The sequence below is a fragment of the Synechococcus sp. R55.8 genome (assembly GCF_047461895.1).
Classification (GTDB): Bacteria; Cyanobacteriota; Cyanobacteriia; order Thermostichales; family Thermostichaceae; genus Thermostichus.
This window is the reverse complement of sequence record NZ_JANSIB010000172.1, coordinates 1-1,861: the sequence shown is the minus strand read 5'-3', so window position 1 is coordinate 1,861 and position 1,861 is coordinate 1. Positions and strand designations below refer to the sequence as shown.

2 protein-coding genes are annotated in these 1,861 nt (G+C 61.5%); one reads left to right on the top strand and one right to left on the bottom strand.

Annotated elements, in window-relative coordinates; translation table 11 throughout:
• Nucleotides 1–26: 26 nt before the first annotated feature.
• Nucleotides 27–1,313 carry a trypsin-like serine protease gene (locus tag NW829_RS12180; RefSeq protein ID WP_414417192.1) on the bottom strand — a complete coding sequence of 429 codons (1,287 nt, stop codon included), beginning with the start codon at nucleotides 1,311–1,313 and terminating at the stop codon, nucleotides 27–29.
• Nucleotides 1,314–1,507: 194 nt separating this feature from the next.
• Here NW829_RS12180 and NW829_RS12175 point away from each other — a divergent pair, with 194 nt between their 5' ends.
• On the top strand, nucleotides 1,508–1,807 hold the full coding sequence (locus tag NW829_RS12175; protein WP_414417191.1) for an AAA family ATPase: 300 nt from the start codon (nucleotides 1,508–1,510) through the stop codon (nucleotides 1,805–1,807).
• Nucleotides 1,808–1,861: the final 54 nt, after the last annotated feature.

The window sequence follows — 1,861 nt, the reverse complement described above, 5'->3', positions numbered from 1 at the left end:
CCGCTGCTTGCTGCTACAGTTCCTATTCACTGTAGCCGGCTGCCAAAGTTGAGCCCCGCAACCACCTCACCTTCCCTCAAATTGACAACGAATGAAGCAGTTGTCCCGGTGGGGGGTGGAGGGGAGGGTGGTGCTGGAGTTGGGCTGGGGGCACTGCCGATTACCGATTGCACAAAACCGGCGAAGCTAGACACCCGCGTATACACCCCATAGAAATTGGGCTGGGCGCAGCCGATGCCAAAACTGGTGATTCCGGCCAGGGCAAAACCCGTGCCACTGGACACAATCAAAGGCCCACCACTATCGCCCTGACACGTATCGACTCCCCCCTGAGGAAAGCCGGCGCAGAGCATGGTATCTAAAATGGTGCCATTGTAGGATTGGGGCGCATTGCACACCGCATTGGAGACGATGGGAACGGTGGCCTGCTGCAAATCTCGGGGAAAGCCGCTGGGTTCTTGATCCAGGGCGCGGGGGAAGGTAGCTCCCCAGCCGAGGATGGTGGCGGCAGTGCCAGGGGCCGTCAGGTTGGTTTGGTTGGGCTGCACCAGTGGCAGGGTGGCCAGAGCCACTGGCCGAGAAAGGCGCACCAGGGCAATGTCGTTCCCCCCAAGTTTCCCCACCTGGGGGTTGTAGCCGGGGTTGAGGACAATTTGCGCGGCGCGAATGCGTTGGCCGGCACCGATTTGCAAGCGGTTGGTACCCAACAGCAGATCCAGATTTTGGGCACTCACTACCTGCTTGCCTTGTTCGTCGAAAAAACAATGGGCAGCGGTAACTACCCACTCCGGCGCGATCAGGGATCCGCCGCAAGACAGCGCTTGAAAAGGATCCGGCTCAGCCGCGTTCAGCAAGGCCACCATCCAGGGAAAGGCCCCTTCGGGAGCAGGTCTGCCGCCCACAATCCGCTCCAGCCCCAAGCCTGAGCGCGGCGTGGTGAACACTCGCCCTGGGGGCAAAAGGGCGGTGACGCGGTAGGTGCCAGGGGGCAAGTTGGAGAAGCGAAAGTTACCGCTGGCATCGCTGACGGTGCTGGGCTCCCCCGGGTCGAGGCGGCCATTGCCGTTTAAGTCCAAAAACGTGGTAATGCCCGGCAGCCCCGGCTCCCCCGGATCCCGCAGCCCATTGCCGTTGAGATCGTCGAAATGGGATCCCTCAATTCGTCCTGTGGGAGGAGCTGAGACTGGGGGAAGCGGGCGACTGGAACCCCCACCGCCACAGGCGCTTATGCTCAGGGCCAGACACAACCCCAGCGGAATAGACCAAGAGCGAGCCAAGCCAAGGGGGGAATGGGATCGCGAGAGATGAGGCATGGTCAGATTCTCCAAAGCCAGCCGGTTATGCCAGCCAAGGATATCCTACCGGCGAAGCCTAAAGATTGCGCAACCGGGAGAACTTCTCCCCGCGGCCGGCTCTCCCGAGTTGCCCCAAGACCCCAATGCCCACTTTTGCCTCTTGCCGCCTGCGCAACTGGGCAGTAAAACCAGGGTGGGAGGGTGTGTGGCAGATGAATATCGCGGTCTTGGGGTTCAAAGGGGGCGTGGGCAAAACCACCACGGCGGTACACCTGGCCCTCTACCTTCAGCAAAAACAAGGGGCAGCCCCTTTGGGTGGGTCGGGGATGGCCCTGTTGATCGACGCCGATCCCAATCGCTCGGCCTCTCGCTGGGCAGAACGGGGATCATCCTTTCCTATCAAGGTATTGGCCGGGGATCCCACCACTCCCACGCCCACGGGCTTTCAGCACACGGTGATCGACACTCCTGCCCGTCCCACCCCGGAACAGTTACCAAAAAACTGGGTCTAAAGCCCCGCCCTAAGGCCTACGGCCCGCTGACGCGACCAGGGCGGCTTTTATCTT